The sequence below is a fragment of the Pedococcus sp. P2_E4 genome (assembly GCF_056403935.1).
Map to the genome: position 1 here is coordinate 105,142 of NZ_JBFUEO010000006.1, position 17,336 is coordinate 122,477.

Consider the following 17,336-nt stretch of genomic DNA (forward strand, 5'->3'; position numbering starts at 1 on the left):
GCCGTGCGGCGCCGATGCGGTTGGGGACGCGGGAACGCTTCAGGCACGGCCGACCGCGGTGATCTCGACGCGGATGTTTCCGCGGGTGGCCTTCGAATACGGGCACAGCGTGTCGGCCAGCGCCACGAGCTCCTCGAGCAGGGCCTGGTCGCACTCCGGGGCGTTGACTGTGAGAGTGACCGCGACCGAGTACTGGTGGTCCTCGGTCGTGAGGAGCGACACCGCTCCGGTCGTGGTCACCGGACCGAGTGAGGCACTACGGCGGCGTGATCCCACGGCGAGGGCGCTGTCGAAGCACGCTGCGTAGCCCGCCGCGAACAGCTCCTCGGGGTCGGTTCCGCCGCCGGTTCCTCGCTGCGCAGGGCGGGCGAGCTCGAGGTCGAGCGAGCCGGACTCGGAGACGGCCCGACCGGCGCGTCCCCCTGACACTGCGACGACAGCCGTGTACAGGGTCGTGGTCCCAGTGGTCACGCGACACCCCCACTGACCTTGCGGCCGGCGAACGTGTGCGTCCAGCGCGCGACCGTCTCGGTGAACTCGGCCGGGTGCTCGTCCGGTGCGAAGTCGGTGCCGGGGACGACATCGAGCTCGGCCCAGGGCAGAGCCGCGGTGACGACACCCGTGAACCGGTCGACGAGGTCGCGGTCCCCGTGGACAAGGGCGATCGGCACCTCACGCAAGGCCTGCGCGGGGACCTCGTAGTCGAAGACGGCTCGGTACGCAGTGGCGTAGTCGGGTCCCGTCGCGAGGTACTCGAGCACCTGGCGGTTGCACTCGTCGACCGGCAGCTCTGGGTAGAGGCCTTGGACGCGGTCCCAGATCACCCGTAGGTGCGAGCCGTCGGGAGACGGCACATACCCTGGCGCGTAGGAGCGCTTCTTCTCCTCGCGCTCTGCCTCTGAGTACAACGGGAGCCCCTGGAGCACGAGGCCATTCACGCGAGCGGGCTGCTGCACCGCGACCTCGCAGGCGACGACGGCACCGGTGTGCTGGCCGAGGAGCGTGAGATCGCCGAGACCCAGGGCGTCGGCCACCTGCAGGACGGCTTGGGCGTACTGCTCTATCGACCACGGCTCGGGGGTGGGGTCGGACATGCCGAAGCCAGGGGTGTCGACAGCGACGGCGTGGATCCCCTTGTCCGCCAGCGGCTCGAGGACGCCCTCGAAGGTGGCCGATGACAACGGGGACTGGTGCAGCAGGAGGAGGGTCGGATCGCCCGCCTGCCCTGCCTGACGAACGTGCACCTGTCCCCACGGCAAGCGCACGTAGGACCGGTCGGAGCTGCCTCGAAGGTCCCTCATCGGTCTTGCTCCTCTGCCATTGCGGCCATGACGGCGATGACGTGCCGGATGCCGTCACGGTAGTCATCGAGTCGAATGTTCTCGTTGGGTCCGTCTATGCCGGCGTCGGCTCTGGAGACGCCCACCCCGACGATGGGCAGTCCCGAGAGAACGCCCTGGTTCCCGATCCACTGGGTCCAGGGCTCGATGATCGGCTCGGTCCCGTACACCTCGCGGGCGGCGTCCGCCACCAGGCCGACGAACGGGTGGTCGTGAGGCGTGCGATTCGGTCGGCTCATCGCCATGACGTCGACCGCGATGTCGCCGTAGCCCTCCTCGACGAGGTGCTTCTGCACGGCGCCAAGGACGGTTTGCGGCTCCTGCCCGGGCACCAGGCGAATCTCCACCTTGGCCCAGGCGGTGGCGGGGATGCCGAGCGTGACATCGTCGCGACGGTCGCCCCCCTCGATGCCGCTGATGGTCAGTGTCGGCTTGACCCGGATGGCGGCGGCAGCCGCCGGACCGTCCTCGTCGTTCCGGAAGCTGTCCACCTCTGCGCGACCCTTGAGGAAGTCGACGTCGAACGGCAGTGCCGAGAGCAACGCCGCCTCCTGCGCCGTCGGCTTCTCGACGCCGTCCTCGAAGCCGCGCACGCGGCACTCTCCTTGGGCATCGACGAGACTGGCGAGCGCCCCGACCAGACGCGCCGTGGCCGACGGCAGGAGCGCGGTGTTCTGGCTGGTCAGCTCGCGGGCGATGGTCTGCACCGACAGTCGCAGATAGAGGACCCCCTTCTCGCTCAGCTTGAGAAGGAGGCGGCCCTCCCCGTCGAGCCACGAGTTCTCCCACAACGCTGCGTCGCTGTCCAGGCTGTCGCGGTGAGCCTCGATGAAGCTTCCGAGGCCGGGGCTGTGCAGCCACTGCTTGCCCTCGACGATGAAGCGCGAGGTGACCGGGGCCTCCTGCCCGGACAACCGCCACGCGGCCGCGGCGTGGATCCGCGACATGATGGCACCCTTGTCGTCGGCAACACCGCGGGCATACAGGCGGCCGTCCACGATCTCCCCGGCATACGGGGGCACGATCCACGCGTCGTCGTCACCAGTCGGCTCGACCTCGACGTCGTAGTGCGTGAAGTGCAGGAGGCGCACGGGACCACCCGGGACCTCCCCGATGACGTAGGGGTGGGAGTCGTCCCACGGGACGACCGATGACGTTCCGCCCCAGCGGCGCAACGAGGTCGCGATGAAGTCGGCGGTCAGCGCCATCTGCTCGGGCTCGTGTCGACGGCTGCGGAACCGGCAAAGTTCCTGCAGCTCGGCGACGAACTCGTCGATGTGCTCGTCGACCGCGGCGAAGGCGGCGGCCTTGTCGAAGGGCATTGGTGCTCCTGTCAGTGGATGGTGACGCCTCCGTCGACGAAGATGGTCTGTCCGGTGACCATCGACGCGGCGGGGCTTAGCAGGTAGGTGATGACGTCGGCCACGTCCTCGGCCTCGGCCATCCGGCCGAGCGGGATCGAGCTGAGCTTGAGCTCCATGTAGGTGTCGTCGCCGCGCACGTCGGAGGTCATGTCGGTGGGGACGATGGTGGGGCCGACGGCATTGACGCGGATGGCGTCCGGCGCCCACTCCAGGGCTAGGACCCGCGCCAGGTGCATGACGCCAGCCTTGCTGATGCAGTAGCCGAGGGTGTTGGTGACGGCGATGTGGCCATTGGTGGAGCCGAGGTTGACCACGCTCCCGCTCGTTGCGCGTAGCGCGTCGTATGCGGCGGTCGTGACCCGGAACGTGCCGACGAGGTTGACGTCGAGAACCGTGGTGACCTCCTCGTCGGACATCGTCGCGGCGGGGCCGCGACGCACGATGCCGGCGTTGTTCACGAGGTGGTCCAGGCGCCCGTGGGCGGCCACGACCTCGGCGATGAGGTTCCGGCACGAAGTGGCGTCACGCACGTCAACCGCGTGACGGGTGTGTCCGTCCTCGCCGGCACCCAGCTCGTGATCCCATTGGTCCGGGGACAGCACGTCGGCCATGGCGACCTTCGCGCCACGCCTCGCGAGGCCCGAGGCGACGACAGCGCCGATGCCACGTGCCGCTCCCGTCACGAGCGCCACACGACCGGTGAAGTCGTAGGGATCGCGCCGTGCGCCGTCAGTGACGCTCACGCCGCGATCACCCGGCTCTCCTCCGCCCAGAAGGCGACCTTGCGCTGGATGACTCGAATGAGCGTGTGGGCGATCAGGCCCATGAGCGACAGGACGACGAGCACGGCGAACATCCCCGCGATGTCGAAGTTGTAGTTGGTCTGCAGCAGCAGGTAGCCCAAGCCCTCTTGCGCCCCGATGAACTCTCCGACGACCGCGCCGAGAATCGCGAAGACGATACCGATGTCCAGGCCAGCGAAGATGAACGGAGTCGCACTGGGCAACCGAACCATCCGGAAGATCTGGGTCCGACTCGCACCGAAGACGGTGAGCATCTGGATCCGTTCGGCCTCAGCCGAGCGGAGGCCCTCGATCACGTTGATGAGCATCGGGAAGAACGAGATGACCGCCGCCATGACGACCTTGCTCGTCAGGCCGAACCCGAACCAGACGACGAACAGCGGGGCGAGAGCAACCTTCGGAACGGTCTGGAACATGACCACGTACGGCATCAGGGTCTTCTCGAGGAGGCTGACCTGGGAGATTGCCGTCCCGAGCACGAGGGCCGTGAGGACGCCGATGGCGAAGCCGAACAGTGCCTCCTCACTCGTGACCAGCAAGTGACGCCAGAACAGTGGGCTCTCGAGCTGCATCACGAGCTTTTCGAGGATCTGAGAGGGAGGTGGCAGGACGAAGTCCTCGACCTTGAGGACCTTGACGCCCAGCTCCCACACGACCATGACCAGGGCGAACAGGCCGGGGATGAGCCAGACCTCCGGCCGCTCACGGGGGTCGAGTCGGCTCCACCGGGCTCGGCCGGGGGCACCGGGGACGGACGCGACGGGGGTGTCGGTGATTTCGCCGGTGTCGCCAGACTCGTGGTTCTTCACAGGGGTGTCCATGGCCATCCTCAGTCGATTACGCTCTGCGCGTTGAAGTACTTGCGGATTCGATCGACGTAGACGCCCGCCTGGTCGCTCGACATGACGCCGAGCGACCTCGGGCGAGGGATGTCCACCTCCATGATCTCGGCGATGCGTCCCGGCCGTGGGCTCATGACGATGACCCGGTCGGAGAGAAACACCGCCTCGGGGATGGAGTGGGTGACGAGGACGATCGTCGCCTCGCTCTCCTTCCAGATCCGGAGTAGCTCGAGATTCATGTACTCGCGCGTCATCGCGTCGAGGGCACCGAACGGTTCGTCCATCAGGAGGACGGCGGGGTCGTGCACCAGCGCCCGACAGATGCCGGCCCGCTGTTGCATGCCGCCACTCAGCTCGAACGGGTACTTGTCCTCGAAGCCGGTGAGCCCCACGAGGTCAAGGAGATCCCTCGCCCGCTGCTTGTGCTTCGTGCGATCGAGCTTCTGGATCTCCACAGGCACCATGACGTTCTCGATGATGGAGCGCCAAGGCAGCAGGGTCGCCGCCTGGAACACCATCCCCACCTCGTGCAAGGGCTTGGTGACGTCCTTGCCCGCGATGGCTACCGATCCCTCCGTGCGCGGGCTGAGGCCAGCAAGGATCTTGAGAAGCGTCGTCTTCCCGCATCCCGACGGACCGACGATCGAGACGAACTCGCCGCGTCGGACAGTGAAGTTGATGTCGGACAGCGCGTGGGTCGGCTCGGACCGCTTGGGCCGATAGACCTTGTGGAGTCCGGACACCTCGATCCACGAGGCGTCCCCTGGATTGGCCGCAGCGGATTCGGCGGTGCTGCTCGGGAGAACGGCTTGGCTCATCGGGCCACTTCCTTCGAGGATGGTGGGCATGGGGGTGGTGACCGTCAGGTCACTCGGTCCACTCTTTGGCCTGCTTGACCACGGCGGCGGAGTCGAAGTCGTTGGCGGCCTCGAGCAGGCTCGGGTCCCAGAGCTTGCCGAGATCGACATCGCTCTTGATCTGTCCGGCTTCCTTGGTGTAGGCCTTCGTCGCTGTCCAGTCGGCATCCGGGATGGCGCCCCAGTCCTTGAAGGACGACGGGTCGCCGGTCTTCGGGGTCGCGGTCTTGAGCCAGGTGGTCAGGCTCTTCACATCGTTCCCGAGGCGCGCGTCGGGAGTGGATCCAGCGAGGATCTGCGGGTAGACCTTGTAGCCGATCTTCATGGCGGCCTCAGGGTTCTGCGCCGAGAAGAGCATCGCCTTGTAGCCGGCGCGGAGGAAGCGCTCGTAGACGCTCTTGTCCTCCTTGAGGGTCTTGCTCGTCACGGCAAAGCTCAGCGAACGAATGCCCTTGAACACCTCGGGGTTGTCGATGTAAGCGAGCTTGGTCCCGCTGTTCTCGATGACCGCGTAGGCCTGCGAGTACAGGGCCAAGGCGTCGACGTCACCACGGGTCAGGGCTGCAGCTGCCTGGGCGCCCACACCCACGGGGAGGAGCTGGACGTCCTTCGCGGGGTCCAGTCCGCCGGCCTTGACGAACGCCCGGGCGAACGGGGCACTGCCGGAGGCGAGCGAGATGACACCGATCTTCTTGCCCTTGAAGTCACCTGGCGAAGTCAGCTGGCTGCCGGTGGTCGTGGCGATCTGCCACGGCCAGTTCTGCACGAGGCCACCGACGGCGGTGACCGGGACGCCCTTTTCGCCGGCAGCGAGGATGGAACCGCTGTCAGCAGCGGTGACGTCGGCCTGGCCGCTGCCGACTGCCTGGACCGCTGCGATGGAGCCATCAGTGTTGATGGTCTTGACGGTGAGCTGCTCGTCCTTGTAGTAGCCGAGCTCCTGAGCCACGGCGAACATCGCCACCTCTTCCTTCGGGCCGATGACGGCGGACGCGATGGCGAAGGTGAGGTTGGCAGGCTTGACGCTGCCGGCGGAACCGGAAGCGCTTGGCTTCTCGGACCCGCTGCCACATGCGGAGAGTGCGGCGACGGCCAGGACCGCTAGGGCGGCGGTCGTGTGTTTGCGGATCGACATGGTGGTTTCCTTTGGGTCAGACGGGCAGGTGTGATGGGTGGGGTGCCGCAGGTACTGGGATGGGGGGCGGGGTGGCTGAGTCCGTTCGGCTTGCTTCGCTGGCGACGGGGGCTGCCGAGACCGGGACCGTGAACCCGCTCTCACTCAGGTCGTTCCAGACGAGCTGTTCGCTGATCAGACCGTCACGCACAACGAAGACGTCGACGTAGCGGATGTCCTCGAACGGGGTGCCGTCGAGCCGTTCGCCGTAGAGGCGGCCGATCGACGTGACGACCGTCGTGTCACCATCGGCGCCCACCGCATACCGGTCGCGGAGCTTGCGCACCCAGGTGTAGGACTTCGGCGCCGCCACGAGCTCGGCCAGCGACCCGTACTCCTCCCCCGCAGGGAACTGGATACGAACGGTCGGCGCGAGGTGCCGGGCGGCGGCCTCGATGTCCCGGTCCTCGCAGAGCTGGAGGTACTGGTCGACCAGGGCGACGGGGTCGGTCACGACTCCGACTTCCTGGCGAGCGCGGACTCCCACTGGTCCCGCAGCGGGTGCTCGGCAGGGCCGTTCTCGGTGATGATCCTCATGAGGCGGACCATGTAGGCGGTGCGCGTCTCGTCGAGCACCCGCGTCTCGCTCTCGCTCGGGGTGAAGGCGTCGAGCTCGCCCTCACCCAGGACCCCTTGGCGGACCAGGAGGGCCTCGAGCGCGCGGACCCGGTGGGTGGTCACGTGAAGCTCTGTGGCGAGCTGGAGCACGAGGTCGAAGAGCTTGGCCGTCTCGGCCGAGCTCAGGTAGCGGAACTCGTCGGCCATCACGCCTCCTTCGTGGCTGACAGGACGGCCCACGGGAAGTGCCACTCGGTGCGCTCGCCCCAACCGTCCGGCTGGACGCCGAGGGTGCGCTCGTCGAAGGGGCGCCACTGGACGTCGGTGAGCCCGGCGTCCTTGCACGCCTGGATGGTGTCGGTGGCGAACAGGGCCCGGAAGAAGGGCTCGTTGTTGCGCTCGGCGTGTTCGATGATCGTGGCGTCGCGCAGCGGGTCGCCCGTCATCATGAACTCCAGGAAGTGGGCTTCGCCGCCCGGCTTGAGCAGGCGCGCGGCCTCCGTGATCGTCTCGACGATTGCTTCGGTTGGCATCTCGTGGAGGACCATCGTGCCGGTGACGACATCGCAGGAGGCGTCATCGAGCCCCGTCCGACGAGCGTCCGCCTGGACGTACGAGACGGCCAGACCCTCGTCCTCGGCCTCGGCGTGCGCCAGGCGCAGGCCGGGTGCGGCAAGGTCCATGCCGATGACTTCTGCCCCGGGGTATCGCCTGGCCAGTGGCCGGGTGCTCTTGCCGAAGCCGCAGCCCAAGTCGACCACCCGCGTCGCTTCGGGCTTCTCAGGTAGCGCTGTCTGGCTGAACAGCGAGTGGAACTTGTAGCCGTCGTTGTCTCGAAGCATGACGATGCGGGCGCCGAACTCGTACACGAAGGCCGACAGGTCGTCCGAGGAGAAGCCGCCTGGCTGGATGTGGATGTCGTAGTCGGTGTACCAGCTCGGCGGGTCGATGTCGGGGTCGAGCCTGAGCGACCCGTGGCCATCGGCAGCCGAGGCGTCGAGGTCGTGGACGAGCTCCTCGCGCCTGCGGATCACCGCGTCGCCGGCCGTGCGCCACAGCATCTTCTGCTGGACTCGCTCGAGGTGGCTGAACCAGGGGTAGGCAGCCAGTTCGTGCAGGGTGGCCTCGGCGTCTGCCGCGGTAGCCGGCTTGGCTCCAGTCGCCTCGAACTCTTCGACGAGCGCGGGGTACACGGTGTCGGACCAGCGTTTGCGGAGCCCGAGGATGAAGTCGACCGTCGCGCGCTCGTCGAGCGTCAGGCGGTCCTCGATGTCGATCATTCGTGAGTCCCTTCGGTGTTCGGGGGGTGTCGTTCCCGTCCGGGGAGAGCGGGGTCGGTCAGGTGGCGGACGTGACGAGGCGGGCCTCGGGGGTGTCGAGGCCGTCGAGGAAGGCGCCGGCGAGGCGGCCCTCGTAGACGGCTTCGAGGGCGGTCCTTGGGGAGTTCGCGTCCCCCACGATGTGCACCCGGGGTCCACCCGGGGTCGCATCGAGGGCGCGGTAGAGGTCGTCGCGGGCCGTGGGCCGCCCCGCGTCGACGATGACGGACACGTCTTCGAGGATGGTGGTGTCGTCGGAGAGAGTGTCGGTGAGGGTGACGCGGCCGGGGCCGCTGACCTGGGCGGTACGCATGAGGTGGGCCCTGACGCCGAGGGCCTTCAGGCGTGGGATGAGCGCGAGTCGCGAGTAGGTGGTGATCCGGCTGGCGAGGCCGGCTGTGGGCGAGACCAGGTGGACATCGGCGCCCAGCCTGGCGTAGCCCTCAGCGAGCGAGGCGCCGGTCCAGCCGCCCTCCTCGTCGAGCACGACGACCCGGCGACCGGTCATGGATTCCCCGGAGGCCACCTGGGCTGTTGCCTCGAGGGTCGTCTCGACTCGAACGCCGGCGCCGAGGGCTGCGCGGCTCGGCAGCGAGCCCGTGGCGATGATGACGTCGTCCCACCGGCCCTGCCGCACCTGCTCCGGAGTCATGGTGACCCGCAACAGGAGGTCGATGTCGCGTCGTCTGACGTCCCGGACGAGGTCGTCGACGAGCAACGAGAGCCGCTCGCGACCGGGAACCCTTGCAGCACAAGCAATCTGGCCGCCGAGCTGCTCCGATGACTCGGCGAGCGTCACTCGGTGCCCGGCTCGATCCGCCGACACGGCAGCCTGTAGTCCGGCTGGCCCGCCCCCCACCACGAGGACCCGGCTGGCCGGGCGCTCGGCGAGGCTGGACCATGCCTGCCTCCACTCGTCCTCGGCGCCGACCTCGGGGTTGACCACGCAGGAGATGGGCAGGCTCTGCTCCAGGCGCCCGATACAACCCTGGTTGCAGGCCAGGCAGGCTCGCACCTCGTCGGACCGACCCTCGATGGCCTTGCGCACGAGGTGGGGATCGGCGATGTGCGGTCGGGCGAGGGCTACCAGGTCGGCGTCACCGGACTCGATGAGCTCGGCCGCCTCCGGGAGGCTGTCCAGGCGGCACACAGCGATGACGGGGAGACCGGGCAGCGCGTCCTTGAACAGGCGCGCGTGATGCCGGAACGGGGCGTGGGGGAAACTCATGTCGGCCATCTGGGTCGAGAGGGACCAGCTGCCGTGGTATGCCGAATGGCTGACGTGGACGAACGCCAGCTCGTGTTCTGAACGCAGTGCTGCGACGGCCGCAATGACGTCGTCGGGGCCCAGACCGCCATCAAGGAACTCGTCAGCGCTCACGCGGACACCGACCGCAAGCGACGGCGCGGCCGACCGTACGGCGGCCAAGACCTCGCGCGACAGACGCAGCCGGTTCTCGGCCGAGCCGCCATAGTCGTCTGTCCGCTGGTTGGTTACCGGCGAGAGGAACTGCTGCAGGAGGTGCCCGTGACCCAGATGCACCTCCAGGCCGTCGAAGCCCGCTGCCGCCATGCGCCGTGCGGCCCCGGCGAAGCTCTCAATGAGCACGGCGATGTCGGTCCGGCCCATGGCATGCGGGGTCGCGGCCCCACTCGCCCACGGGATGGGGGAGGCCGACCACGCAGCCGTCCGTGTGGCGTCGCCGTTTGCCTGGCGACCGGCGTGCATCAGCTGGGCGAACATCGCCGCACCGTGCTCGTGGACGGCGTCGACGATGGCCGCGTACGCCGGGATCGAGTCGTCGTCGAAACTTCCGAGACTGATGTGCCGACCGGCGCTGGTCGGGTGCACGCGGATGGCTTCGGTGATGATCAGACCCACCCCGCCAGCGGCACGCTCGGAGTGATACGCCACATGACGACGGGTCGGCCTGTTCGCGTGGCCGAAGTTGGTGGTGTGACCGGGGACGACGACCCGATTGCGCAGCAGGACCCCGGGCAGCGCGAGCGGCTGAAAGAGCGGCTGCAAGGAGGGGTCCACCATCTAGCCTTTCGTTCGGCCTATCGGAACGCCGTTTGTGCTATACGAACGCTAGGTGGTTGATCTGAGAAGGTCAAGGCTTCGCCCAGGAATCTCAAAAGGGCGGGCTGGCGCGCGGCGGACGGTGACAGCATCCAGCCGCTCGGGGCCGGGCCGTGCTGAGGAGTCCGGCTCACCGGGTGGGGAGCTGCAGACCGAGCTCGCGGCGGCGGAACCTCGGCCGCAACAGCTGCCTCGCAGAATGTTTCGCCCAGTGGGACACCTACCATCGCCGCAGCCGACTGGTGCGGCAACCGTGTCGCCAGCTTCTTGGCCGAACACGCCAACGCCCGCCGAGGCGGAATTGCGGACGGCTGCCGGACCGATGCGTACCTGATGGGTGCCATGGAGGACTCCCGGCGGTGAAACTCGCCACCGGGTCCTGGGCAGCCTGTCGGCTCAATATACGCCCCGGCGCGCCTACCCCGGAAGGCATCCTCCGCGACCGTGGACGAAGTGGTCGCTGGAGTCGTGGGGCACACCGCCTGTGCAGGCCCCGCACGGCCGCTGCGCCCAACCGGCAACCGATGCTCACCCCGCGGCCGGCCAGCCTGGGCACCATCCGGTCCGGCGCTGAGGGCGTTGCCTCGGAGGATCAGCTTCGCGGCAGCATCCGGCCATCGGGCAGCGTTCGGCCGCCCAGCAGTGCCACCAGCGAGACAGCGTCGGCGCGCACCAGGCGGCCCTCGCCCCAGCACCAGTCGCTGTCGGTGGTTTCGAGCCGGACGTCTGTCAGGTCGACCCCGAACCAGGTGCCGTGTGCCGTGGTGAGCTGACCCAGCACGGCGGTGACTGCCCCAGCCGGTGCGACCGTGGGCCGGTCGAGGGCGACGGTCACGTCGAGCGAATGGATGACGGCGTGGTTCAGTGCGCCCGCTGCGCCACCGCCCGGCGGCTGCCACCCGTGCAGCCGCGGTGATCGCAGCTGGTCGAGGAGGTCGGCCACAGGCAGCGAGGCGTCCCTCGCGGCCACGGCGTCGGACATCGTCGTGAAGTCGCCGGCAGCCGCCGCCATCTCGGCGCCGAACTGCTCGGGGGTCAGCCGCGCCGGCATGGTCACGTGGGCAATGACATGGCGTACCAGCCACTTCTCGCACAGGGATGGCGCATCCCAGGTGCTCACATCGGCGGTGGCGAGGAGGTCGGCGAGGCCGTGGTAGGTGGACGCCACCCACGACTGTGTGTCGGTCACGATCGGTCTCCATGGACGAGGTGGGCGAGGTGTTCTTCGAGCTTGTCGAGGGAGGTGACGAAGCCGGCCCGGGCCTCGGGGCCGCGCATCATCTCGGGCACGTTCCGCTGGTGGATGACGACTTCGGTCGTGTCGTCGCCGAGGTCATGGAGCGTGCTGGTGGTGTGCATCCCGGTCCCCGACTCGACCCAGGCGAGCCTTTCAGGCGCAACGACTTCGGTGAACGTGGCGGCCATCCGGTGGCTACCACCCGCGCCCAGCATCAAGGTCTCGAACCGTCCGCCGGGGTGGAGCTCGACGACGATGCCGTCGACCGGAGTGGACATGCCTCGCGGACCCCAGTACCGGGCGAGCTCGACGGGCTCGGTGAGGCACCGCCAGACCAGCTCGCGTGGGGCGGCGAAGATCCGCCGGTAGATGAGCTCGTCGTCAGTCACTGGTCGTCACCGTCCTGCAAGCGTGCGAGGTGTGTCTCCAGCCGATCCATCCGCGCTGACCACGTGCGCCGGCTCTCCTCGATCCAGGAGAGCGCGGTCTCGAGCGCTGCCGGTTCGAGCCGACAGGGCCGGGTCTGCCGGTGCCGTCCCTGGCTGATCAGACCGCACCGCTCCAGGACCCGGATGTGCTGCGACACGGCCTGCATGCTCATGGCGTACGGCTCGGCCAGCTCCTTCACGGTGGCCTCTCCTGCGCTCAGCCTGGCCACGATGTCCCGCCGGGTGCGGTCGCTGAGAGCTGTGAACAGTGAATCGAGCTGCGCGTCCTCCAGGGTGGTCACCACCGTATTCAAGCAGTCGCTTGATCAAGGGTCAACTAGAGGACCACAGGCCCCTTGCACCTTCCTTCGGCGGCGGTGGACCGGGACGATGGCATCAGTGCTGGCGACTGACCGCTGTTGCACCACGTCCGAGGAGGTCCAGATGGCCGAGCCTGCCGCCGACACCTACACCCAGACCCGGTGGTGCCTCCACGGGTTGGCCGAGCTCGTCCTCGCCGGCCCGCGGTTCCGGCAGACCGGCGACCTCCGGTTGCGAGTCCGCGCGGAGGGCATCGGCACCTGGGACGCCCCCGTCCTCTCCCTGGCTGGGGGCGAGCTGGTGACCCCCGACTCCAGGATCGGCGTCGACGGGCTGACCATCTCCGAGGTGGCCGGGCGGGTCGGGTTGGTGGCGAGCCCACTGGACGACGTGTACACCGACGGGCCCCACGTCGCCCCGTCAGAGACCGTGTCCCTGGACCCCGAGTCGGTCCGGGTCATGGAAGAGGCGTTCACCCTGGGCGACCAAGCCCTGCACGAGTTCCAGCCCGAAGCGGAGCGGATCCTGTGGCCCGAGCACTTCGATGTCGCCACCACCGTGGACGAGGTCAACTTCGGGGTCTCCCCCGGCGACGGCCACTGTGACCGGCCCTACGCCTACGTGGGCCCGCACCACGCGGTGACCGGCGACTTCTGGGACGCCCCCTTCGGCGCGTCACGCCTCGTCGCCGACCTTGGCGACGTCGCCGGGATCACGGCCTTCTTCATCGAGGGCGCCCGCCTCGCGGCCCTCACGCGCCCCTGAACGGAGTCCCGTCGCCGGCCGACCCGCCATACGGGGCGCGGGTCGCGCGGTGACGCGTCGTATGGCGTGCGCTCCCCTGGCGGCGATCCAAGACTGCGCGCTCAAAGACTGCGCGATCACCCCTTGCCGAGGTCCCGACGGGCGAGGACTGTTGGACGTGACGGTAGCGCCGTCGGGGCGCTGCCCCGATCAGAGGAGTTTCGTCGTGTATGCACGCACCACCACCGTCCAGGCCGACCCCTCCAAGATCGACGACGGCATCGCGAACGTCCGTGACGAGGTGACCCCCGCGATCACGGCCATGGACGGGTGTGTCGGGATGTCGATGCTCGTGGATCGCTCGTCGGGCCGCTGCATCGCCACGTCGTCCTGGGAGTCGGAAGCGGCCATGCGGGACAGCGCAACAAGGGTGCTCCCCCTGCGTGACGGAGCGGAGGCGGCGCTGGGCGCCACCAGCAGCACCGTCGACATCTGGGAGGTCTCCGTCGTCCACCGCGACCACGCCATGCCCGACGGCGCCTGCGCCCGGGTCACCTGGCTGAGTGGGATGGGCGACCGCGCCGAGCGCGCCTCCGACGTCTTCAGGATGGCCGTGCTGCCACGGGTCCAGGAGCTCGACGGGTTCTGCAGCGCCAGCCTGCTCATCAGCCGCGAGACCGGCCGGGCCGTGGGCACCGTGACGTTCGAGCGCCGGGAGCAGCTCGAGGCCAGCCGCGATGCCGCCAAGGCCATCCGTGAAGCAGCCAGCAAGGACATCGGGGCCACCATCGACGACGTCGCCGAGATGGAGGTGGCCTTCGCCCACCTGCACCTGCCTGAGATGGCCTGACACCGAAGGCCGGGGCCGGGCGGGTCGCGACGACTGCCGCCCGCCCGGCCCCTCCACTACGCTGCGAGCGTGCCCGCCGGACCCCGGGTCAGGGCGCTGGTCCTGACCAGCCACCCTGGACCCTCGGTAGCCGTCACGGTGCTCACCCTCCTGCTGTCCCTGGCCGTGGGCCAGACCCCCGGACGCTCTCTGCTCGTGGCCGCGGCGGTCGCGTCGGGGCAGCTCACCATCGGCTGGTCCAACGACCTCATCGATGAGCGCAACGACCGCCAGGTCGGGCGCCGCGACAAGCCACTCGCCCTGGGCGCCGTCTCCCCGGGAGCCGTCAAGCGCGCCATCGGCGTCGCCGGCGTGGTCTGCATCGCGCTGTCGCTGGCCTGCGGCCTGGCGGCCGCCGCGGTGCACCTCGTCCTGGGGGTGGGGTCGGGTTGGGCCTACAACCTGGGGACGAAGCGGACCCTGTGGTCGGCACTGCCGTATGCCGTGGCCTTCGGGTCGCTGCCCGCGGTGGCCACGCTGGCGCTCCCGGACCCGTCCCTGCCCGCGACGTGGTTGGTCGCCGCAGCAGCCATGCTCGGGGTGGGCGCTCACCTGCTCAACGCACTGCCGGACCTGGTCGACGACGCGCAGACCGGGGTCCGAGGCCTGCCGCAACGGCTCGGTGAGAGACGGGTCCGGGTGCTGGCACCGGTGTTCCTGCTCGCGGCGTCCGCGGTCGCCGTGGTCGCGCCGGCCGGCGGGGTGCCGGCGTGGGCGTGGGTCGCGCTGGCAGCGTGCGCGTGCCTGGCCGTGGTCGCGGCGAGTGGGCGGGGAAAGGTCCCCTTCGCCGCGGCAGTCGCGATCGCCGCCGTGGACGTGGTTGTCCTCGCCGCGCGCTGAACGCCGGAGGTCGCACCAGGTGCGGCAGGGTGGTAGGTCATGCTGTGGGCGGTCGCCCCGTTGGGCGAACGCCCTGCCGGAGGAGCTTCATGTCCCGTCCCACGCCTGTCCGAGAGAGCCCTGAGCCCGCACCGTCGCTGGGCGGCTCCCCCACGGCCCCAGAGGTGCGTCCGGTCGTGGTGTTCGTGCCCGGTCTGGGTCTTGACGGGAGGTCCTGGCGGCTCGTTCGCCATGAGCTGGGTGGGCCGAGCGTCGTGGTGCTGCTGCCGTCTCTGGGTCAGCGCGCACCGCGCGGCACGGACCTGTCCGTCGAACGTCAGGCCGAGCGGCTCGTGGACAGGCTGCCGAGGGGCGCAGCGGTCATCCTGGTTGCCCACTCGGCCAGCTGCCCGGTCGTCGTCCAGGCAGCCACTCTCACGGACAACGTGGTGGGGCTCGTCCTGGTCGGCCCCGTCACCGACCCGGCGGCCCACACGTGGCCGAGGATGGTGGCCCAGTGGGCTCGTACCGCCAGTCACGAACGGCCGACGGAAGCTCCTCTCCTCGCCCCGCAATACCGCAACACGGGCGTCCTGAGCATGGTTCGAGGGATGGATGCGATGCGTCACTTCCGCACCGACGTTGCTCTGAGCGGGGTGGCGGTACCCGTCGAGATCGTCCGTGGTGGCACGGACCGAATCGCCTCGGCTGAGTGGTCGTCGGTCCTGAAGGGGGCGTCGAACGGCGGAGGTCTGGCCACGGTCCAGGGAGCAGCACACATGGTTCCACTCACGCATCCTTCGTCGGTGGTCGCTGCGGTCGAGCGACTGCGCCAGGTCGTCGACCAGCGCCCGTGAGCCTCACCACGCTGGACGTCGAGGGTTGGATCGGACACGCGACCCCCGAGCTCGACGACTCCGCGACTCGTCGAACCGGGCTCAGCCTGCGCCTCCTCCTCGACGAGACCTGACGAGCTCGCGCTGACGAGACCTGACGCGCGCTGACAAGCCCTGACCACCTGGGTACCCAAGCCTGTGGACAACTCATCATGTTCGAACAGGTGTTCGAGTAGCATGAACCATGGCCATCGCACCTCCTGCTCCCGCACCCCCGTTGCTTGCGCCGGAGTCGGTGGCGGCGCGAGAGTCCGCGGTGCCGGCGCGAGAGTCGGTGGCGCCGGGACGGGAGTCCGCGGTGCCGGGACGGGAGTCCGCGGTGCCGGGACGGGAGTCCGCGGTGCCTTCGCGAGAGTCCGCGGTGCCGGCGCGGGAGTCCGCGGCGCCGGGACGGGAGTCCGCGGTGTCGGCGCGGGAGCTGGTGGCCGGGGTGCACCGGGTCCTGGACGCGTGCGGTGAYGTCGCGTCCACGCCGGGGGTSGTGGCKTCGGGGCTGGTCGGTGACGTGGACCGGGCGATCGCSCGGTTGTCGGCGGTGCGGYTGGCGCTGGTGGCGGCGGTCGACCGGGACCAGGTGGCGGCCGAGTCGGGGTTGAGCGGCACCCCGGCCTGGTTGGCGGCRMGGTCSCGGTCGGACTCSKCSCGGGCGGCSCGGGAGGTGCGGYTSGCGACGGCGYTKSAGSSYGAYCTGCCGGCGACGCGGGASGCGWTGGCGTCCGGGKCGGTGTCGACCGAGCACGCCCACGTGATCGCGACCGCGGCCGCSCAGCTGCCCGACGGGCTCGCGGCCACCGAGCGGCGGGCSATCGAGGCGGCGCTGGTCSAGCGGGCCAARCTGGTCGACCCGGSCGCGCTGGCCARGTCCGCCCGCCGSGCCCTGGCGGCGGCGCAGCGGTCCCAGGCCGAGGTCGACGCCCACSAGGACCRGCTGCTGCGCACCGAGCAGGACGCGGCCCTGGCCCGGACCCGGCTGAGCCTGCACGACAACCGCGACGGCACGGTCACCGGCCACTTCACCGTCCCCACCCTGGCCGGKCACATCCTGCGCAAGGTCGTCCAGCAGATCGCCTCMCCCCGCCGGTTCGCCCAACAGGCCGCSAAGAACGCSCGSCASGACGCCGCCGCGGGTSCGGCCGGRCACGGCACTGATGGTGCGGGCGAGGCCTTCGACGGCCGCGCGCCCGGGGTTGTCGGTGACGGCACGGCCGGGTTTGGCGGTGACGGCACGGTCGGGTTTGGCGGTGGCCGTGCGGCYGGGTTTGCGGGCGGCGGCGCGGTAGGTGGGGCGGTCCCGGCGGTGGGGGCGAACGGGCCAGCCGGAGGCGGGCCGGCCTTGTCCCGCCTGCAGGTCCGGGCCGCGCAGTGGGAGGCGTTCCGGCGCGGCAGCCCCAGCCGAACCGACGACACCGGCACCGGCGGCCTCGGGTTCGACACCGACTGGGCGCACCGCTACGGCACCGCGTTCGTCGAGCTCCTCGAGCACCTGCCCACCGACCACCTGTCCGGCAAGGTCAACGCCACCGTCGTCGTCACCATCGACCACGACCGGCTCAAGACCCAGCTCGGCGCCGCGCACCTGGACACCGGCCACGACCTGTCCGCCGGCGACACCCGCCGCCTGGCCTGCAACGCCGCCATCCTGCCCGCCGTCCTGGCCGGCAC

General features: G+C 69.7%; 19 protein-coding genes. 5 read left to right on the plus strand and 14 right to left on the minus strand.

What is annotated here, in order from left to right:
* Positions 1-39: 39 nt before the first annotated feature.
* From AC1DV7_RS05175 to AC1DV7_RS05240, 14 genes are all read right to left on the minus strand, one after another.
* Positions 40-471: an Ohr family peroxiredoxin gene (locus AC1DV7_RS05175; protein WP_477595257.1), complete on the minus strand. Its 432-nt coding sequence runs from the start codon at positions 469-471 to the stop codon at positions 40-42.
* The gene (locus AC1DV7_RS05180) at positions 468-1,301 is read right to left on the minus strand and encodes an alpha/beta fold hydrolase (protein ID WP_477595259.1); all 834 of its coding nucleotides are present in this window, start codon (positions 1,299-1,301) and stop codon (positions 468-470) included. The genes AC1DV7_RS05175 and AC1DV7_RS05180 overlap by 4 nt, the downstream gene beginning before the upstream one ends.
* Positions 1,298-2,662 (minus strand): M20/M25/M40 family metallo-hydrolase, encoded by a 1,365-nt coding sequence (locus tag AC1DV7_RS05185; protein ID WP_477595261.1) that lies wholly within the window; start codon positions 2,660-2,662, stop codon positions 1,298-1,300. Before AC1DV7_RS05185 ends, AC1DV7_RS05180 begins: the two co-directional genes overlap by 4 nt.
* Before the next feature lie 11 nt (positions 2,663-2,673).
* Entirely contained in the window at positions 2,674-3,447 is a 774-nt protein-coding gene (locus tag AC1DV7_RS05190; protein ID WP_477595263.1) for an SDR family NAD(P)-dependent oxidoreductase, read from the minus strand.
* Entirely contained in the window at positions 3,444-4,328 is an 885-nt protein-coding gene (locus AC1DV7_RS05195) for an ABC transporter permease (RefSeq protein ID WP_477595265.1), read from the minus strand. The genes AC1DV7_RS05190 and AC1DV7_RS05195 overlap by 4 nt, the downstream gene beginning before the upstream one ends.
* An 8-nt stretch (positions 4,329-4,336) precedes the next feature.
* Complete coding sequence (locus tag AC1DV7_RS05200) at positions 4,337-5,167, minus strand: ABC transporter ATP-binding protein (protein WP_477595267.1); 831 nt, start codon at positions 5,165-5,167, stop codon at positions 4,337-4,339.
* Between the two features lie 49 nt (positions 5,168-5,216).
* The gene (locus tag AC1DV7_RS05205) at positions 5,217-6,341 is read right to left on the minus strand and encodes an ABC transporter substrate-binding protein (RefSeq protein ID WP_477595269.1); all 1,125 of its coding nucleotides are present in this window, start codon (positions 6,339-6,341) and stop codon (positions 5,217-5,219) included.
* 16 nt (positions 6,342-6,357) lie between these two features.
* Complete coding sequence (locus tag AC1DV7_RS05210; RefSeq protein ID WP_477595271.1) at positions 6,358-6,834, minus strand: nuclear transport factor 2 family protein; 477 nt, start codon at positions 6,832-6,834, stop codon at positions 6,358-6,360.
* Positions 6,831-7,145, minus strand: coding sequence for a hypothetical protein (locus AC1DV7_RS05215; protein ID WP_477595273.1), 315 nt, complete (start codon positions 7,143-7,145; stop codon positions 6,831-6,833). Before AC1DV7_RS05215 ends, AC1DV7_RS05210 begins: the two co-directional genes overlap by 4 nt.
* Complete coding sequence (locus AC1DV7_RS05220; RefSeq protein WP_477595275.1) at positions 7,145-8,218, minus strand: class I SAM-dependent methyltransferase; 1,074 nt, start codon at positions 8,216-8,218, stop codon at positions 7,145-7,147. Before AC1DV7_RS05220 ends, AC1DV7_RS05215 begins: the two co-directional genes overlap by 1 nt.
* A 58-nt stretch (positions 8,219-8,276) precedes the next feature.
* Complete coding sequence (locus AC1DV7_RS05225) at positions 8,277-10,301, minus strand: oxidoreductase (protein WP_477595277.1); 2,025 nt, start codon at positions 10,299-10,301, stop codon at positions 8,277-8,279.
* A gap of 631 nt (positions 10,302-10,932) precedes the next feature.
* Positions 10,933-11,529, minus strand: a complete 597-nt coding sequence (locus tag AC1DV7_RS05230) for a maleylpyruvate isomerase family mycothiol-dependent enzyme (protein ID WP_477595279.1) — start codon at positions 11,527-11,529, stop codon at positions 10,933-10,935.
* The gene (locus AC1DV7_RS05235; protein WP_477595281.1) at positions 11,526-11,966 is read right to left on the minus strand and encodes an SRPBCC family protein; all 441 of its coding nucleotides are present in this window, start codon (positions 11,964-11,966) and stop codon (positions 11,526-11,528) included. The genes AC1DV7_RS05230 and AC1DV7_RS05235 overlap by 4 nt, the downstream gene beginning before the upstream one ends.
* Positions 11,963-12,307, minus strand: coding sequence for an ArsR/SmtB family transcription factor (locus tag AC1DV7_RS05240; RefSeq protein WP_477595283.1), 345 nt, complete (start codon positions 12,305-12,307; stop codon positions 11,963-11,965). The genes AC1DV7_RS05235 and AC1DV7_RS05240 overlap by 4 nt, the downstream gene beginning before the upstream one ends.
* Positions 12,308-12,449: 142 nt before the next feature.
* Between AC1DV7_RS05240 and AC1DV7_RS05245 the strand changes: the two genes are divergently transcribed.
* From AC1DV7_RS05245 to AC1DV7_RS05265, 5 genes are all read left to right on the plus strand, one after another.
* Positions 12,450-13,091: a hypothetical protein gene (locus AC1DV7_RS05245; protein ID WP_477595285.1), complete on the plus strand. Its 642-nt coding sequence runs from the start codon at positions 12,450-12,452 to the stop codon at positions 13,089-13,091.
* 205 nt (positions 13,092-13,296) lie between these two features.
* Positions 13,297-13,920: an antibiotic biosynthesis monooxygenase gene (locus tag AC1DV7_RS05250; protein WP_477595287.1), complete on the plus strand. Its 624-nt coding sequence runs from the start codon at positions 13,297-13,299 to the stop codon at positions 13,918-13,920.
* Positions 13,921-13,989: 69 nt separating this feature from the next.
* A complete protein-coding gene (locus AC1DV7_RS05255; protein WP_477595289.1) occupies positions 13,990-14,799 on the plus strand; it encodes a UbiA family prenyltransferase in 810 nt (269 codons plus the stop codon).
* Positions 14,800-14,888: 89 nt separating this feature from the next.
* Positions 14,889-15,635, plus strand: a complete 747-nt coding sequence (locus AC1DV7_RS05260; protein ID WP_477595290.1) for an alpha/beta fold hydrolase — start codon at positions 14,889-14,891, stop codon at positions 15,633-15,635.
* Positions 15,636-15,858: 223 nt separating this feature from the next.
* A partial coding sequence (locus AC1DV7_RS05265) for a DUF222 domain-containing protein (RefSeq protein WP_477595292.1) occupies positions 15,859-17,336 on the plus strand: 1,478 nt, incomplete at its 3' end.